The following is a 3,870-nucleotide window of genomic DNA, read 5'->3' as shown; positions in this document are numbered from 1 at the left end:
TTGCAGGAAGATATCGGCATCAGTCCGAACGGCATCGTGCTGATCTCGCCGGCGCTGGAGTTCACGCTGGTGCAGCCCGACGAATTCGAGCCGCTGCATTGGGCGCTCGAACTGCCGTCACTGGCGGCGGTGCGGCTACGCACCGAAGGCGTCAGCGGCGATGCATTGCGGGAGAAGCTGGCCGAAGTCGAACATTATGCGATGGGCGATTACCTTACGGCAATCACCAGCGGACTGGATCAAGGCAGGCGGCTGGCGAGCCAGCGCGTCGCTGAGATCACCGGCCTGCCACTCGATTTGGTGCAGCGGAACTCCGCTCGCATCCCCACCGGCCTGTTCGCAAGGGAATTCGCTCGCGCCAGCAGCAAGGTGCTCAGCCCTTATGACGCCACGATCGGCACAGCCGACATCGCGCCTGAGAGCGCCCGCACCGCCGGCCCGGATCCGGTGCTCGACCGCAGCGTGCCGGCGCTGACGTCGGCGTTCGTCGGCTATATCCGCGAAGAGCTGAATTTCCGCACCGATGTCAGCTATCGGCTGCTCAATGGCGAAATCAGCCACAAATGGGATTACGGGACCAGCGCCTCGCGGCAAGGCTATGCCGGAGTGATGGACGATCTGCAGCGCGCACGCTCACTGAACCCTTCGCTTGGTGTCGTGATCGTCAACGGCTACACCGACCTGGTCACGCCTTACCTCGCCTCGCGCTACCTGGTGAACCAGATCCCATCGCTCGCCGATGCCAAGCCTATCCGCCTCGATGTCGTCGAGGGCGGGCACATGATGTATTTCAGGTCCGACGGCCGACGCGCGCTGAAAGAAGCCGCTTCGGAGCTTTACCAGGCGACGCAGTAGGCTTGGCGACAGTGCAGCTCGGCATGGACCCCTGCCCCAACATAACCAGCGGGCTGGCGTAGCGCCGCAGCGATTTTCGCCCTTATAGCTTGGTGCCGAGGGAACTGAATTCACAGCTCCTCGTGTCGCTCCTCACAGCATTCTGCCGCTCCGGCAATTTGGTCCCACGCGCCTTATGGCCGATATCGCCATTCTCGAAACACGCGAGCGGGTGCTTGCAGGCATCCTGCTGACCGGTGCGGCCTATTTGCTGTTTTCGACACAGGATGCTTCGATCAAGCTGTTGGTCGTCGGCATGAGCGTCTGGCAGATCATGTTCTTCCGCAGCATTGCCATTCTGGGCGCGTGCGCGGCGATCGGCGGACGACAGTTGTTTGCCGACACGATGCGCTCGCCGATCGTGCGGCCGATGCTGGTGCGCAGTGCCTTCACGCTTGCTGCGTGGCTGTGTTACTACAACGCCGCGCGCAGCCTGCAGCTCGCCGAGCTGACCACCGTCTATTATGCGGCCCCGATCATCGTCACAGTGCTTTCAGTGTTCCTGCTCGGCGAAAAGGTGCCGATGCTGCGCTGGCTGGCGGTGCTGATCGGCTTTGCCGGCGTGTTCGTCGCTTGCGATCCGACCCATCTCGGCCTGTCCGTGCCGGTGCTGCTGGTGCTGGCGGCGGCCTTCTTGTGGGGCATCGCCATCGTGCTCTTGCGCAAGACCGCCCTTGCCGAGCGCTCGATGATCCAGCTCCTGCTCAACAATTTCTATTTCCTGCTGTTTTCGGCGGTGCCGGCATTGTTGTTGTGGCGTACACCGGACGGGGCTCAGTTGCTGCTCCTTGCCAGCGTCGGCGCACTCGGCGGCCTGGCACAATATCTTCTGTTCGAAGGCATGAAGCGCACACCGGCTTCGGTCCTCGCGCCGCTGGAATACACCTCGCTGTTGTGGGCATTCGCACTCGGCTTTGCGATCTGGGGCGACGTGCCGCGCCGCGAGGTGTTCCTGGGCGCTGCGCTGATCGTCGCCGCCGGCCTGTTGATCGTCGGCACCGAGCATTTCCGCAAACGGCTATGATGTGCATGGCCATGATTGCTGACACTACGATGTCAGGACCAAGCGGCGTAGGCTGGTTGCATGACTGACATTGCAGCCGCCACCGACACCGCCGCGGAGCGCACACTCGGCATCATCCTGGTGTCGTCCTCGGCGGCAGTGTTCGGCCTGACGGGCGTGCTGACCAAGTCGATCCATGCCGACCCGCTGACCATCATCTGCTGGCGCGGCTTTGTCGGCGCGATCCTGATCAGCCTCTATGTGCTGTGGCGGCGTCACCGTTCCGGCAACCGCGAGAAGCTGCGGCTTGGCTGGCGCGGCTGGCTGCTGGCGGTAGAGGGAGCTCTGGCCAGCATCGCCTTCATCTCGGCGTTCAAGTTCACCTTCGTCGCCAATGTCGCGGTCATCTATGCCACAGCACCTTTCGTCACCGCGCTGCTGGCCTGGGTTCTGACGCGCGAACCCTTCCGGTTGCAGACGATGGTCGCCGCCGCCGTGTCGCTGTGCGGCGTGGCGATCATGGTCTGGTCCGGCTTCGGCACCGGCAATCTGTTCGGCGACGGACTGGCACTGCTGATGACCATCGGCAGCGGCCTCTACATGATCATGGTGCGCGCGTTCCGCGACACGCCGGTGGTGTGGGCCGGCGCGGTTTCGGCGTTCCTGCTGTTCGTGCTCGGCTGGTTCGTCACCGATCCGCTGGGGGTTTCGCCAAGGGATGCCGTTCTGCTCGCCACGTTCGGCGCGTCCTTTGCGTTGTCCTCGATCCTGTGGACGGAGGGCGCGCGGCTCATCCCACCGGCCGAATCCGGGCTGCTCGGCTCGGCCGAAGTGCCGTTCGCGATCCTGTTTGCCTTCCTGTTCCTAGGCGAGATTGCACCAGCCGCCAGCATGATCGGCGGCATCATCGTGTTGTGCGCGGTGTTCGCCCATGCGGGGCGGGATTGGCTGAGGGCCCGCTCGCAACGCATGGCCGGCCCGCGACGCGTGGGGTCAAATATTTCTTAAAAAAGTGACACAGTCACGGAACCATCATCCGGGTCAGGCATTATGGGTGCGACGGGCCATCCCCAAGTCCCCCCAAACCCCTCGGCCCGTCCTACTCCAAGCCGACCGTAAGGTCGGCTTTTTCTTTGGGCATTCAGCCCGACAAGGCAAGGTTGCCGCCGAGCAGAGCCGCCAGATCGCCCGCCGGACCATCGGAGCCAGCGCGCAACCGGATGGCGAACTCAGCCATTGGAACCTGCGGCAGGCCAAGCTCGCGCGGCGCCTCGACAATGCCGGAATGGGCAAAGCGAGCCGTTCGCAGCGTCAGCGCGACACCGGCGTTCACCGCCGTGCGCAGGCCGGCCAGACTGGCGCTGCCGGCAGCGATGCGGTAGCGCCGGCCGGCAGCATCGAGTGCGGCAAGTGCTGCCTCGCGAAAACCGCAATACGGATCGAGCAGCGCCAGCGGCAATTCCTCCTGCCGCGAAGCCAGCCCTTTTTGCGAACACAGCCATATCATCGGCTCGCGCAGCACGCCGACCTCGTCCAACGCCGCTGCCTGGCGCATGACGATCGCCAGATCGAGGCCGCCAGACTGCAGCGCCTGCGCCAGTTCGGCGGAGCGGCCGACCCGCAATTCGATCCTGACGCGCGGATGACTGACGGCGAAGGCCCGCAGCAGGTCCGGCAGGCCGCTGTCGGCGAAATCCTGTGTCGTGCCGATGGCGACGCGTCCGGCAGCGCGCGCGCCCTTGAGCGCCAGCCATGCCTCGCGATGGGCGGCAAGGATCCGCCTGGCATGGCCGACGAGGTCTTCGCCTGCAGGGGTCAAGCCGCGCCCTCGCCCTTGCGGCGCCAGCAACGGCTCGCCGACAATTTCCTCCAGCCGCTGCATCTGGGCGGTCACCGCCGAGGGCGAGCGGCCAATGCTTGCAGCCGCCTGGGCCAGCGAGCCGCTGTCGACGAAAGCGAGGAAGGTTCGGAGC

3 protein-coding genes and 1 pseudogene are annotated in these 3,870 nt (G+C 64.9%); 3 read left to right on the top strand and 1 reads right to left on the bottom strand.

Annotated elements, in window-relative coordinates; genetic code table 11:
- The 3 genes and pseudogenes from EOD15_RS30290 to EOD15_RS30280 form a co-directional block, all read left to right on the top strand.
- Positions 1-855: pseudogene (locus tag EOD15_RS30290) on the top strand (peptidase S10); the annotation flags it as partial.
- Between the two features lie 175 nt (positions 856-1,030).
- Positions 1,031-1,918, top strand: coding sequence for a DMT family transporter (locus EOD15_RS30285; RefSeq protein WP_127321134.1), 888 nt, complete (start codon positions 1,031-1,033; stop codon positions 1,916-1,918).
- A 60-nt stretch (positions 1,919-1,978) separates the two neighbouring features.
- A complete protein-coding gene (locus tag EOD15_RS30280) occupies positions 1,979-2,905 on the top strand; it encodes a DMT family transporter (protein ID WP_127321135.1) in 927 nt (308 codons plus the stop codon).
- A gap of 133 nt (positions 2,906-3,038) precedes the next feature.
- On the opposite strand, the gene EOD15_RS30275 is transcribed toward EOD15_RS30280, so the two are convergent.
- Positions 3,039-3,870: LysR substrate-binding domain-containing protein (locus EOD15_RS30275; RefSeq protein ID WP_127409119.1), on the bottom strand; the 832-nt coding region annotated here is incomplete at its 5' end.

This window comes from Mesorhizobium sp. M7A.T.Ca.US.000.02.2.1 (genome assembly GCF_003996995.1).
GTDB lineage: Bacteria > Pseudomonadota > Alphaproteobacteria > Rhizobiales > Rhizobiaceae > Mesorhizobium.
This window is presented reverse-complemented; position numbering and strand designations above follow the sequence as displayed.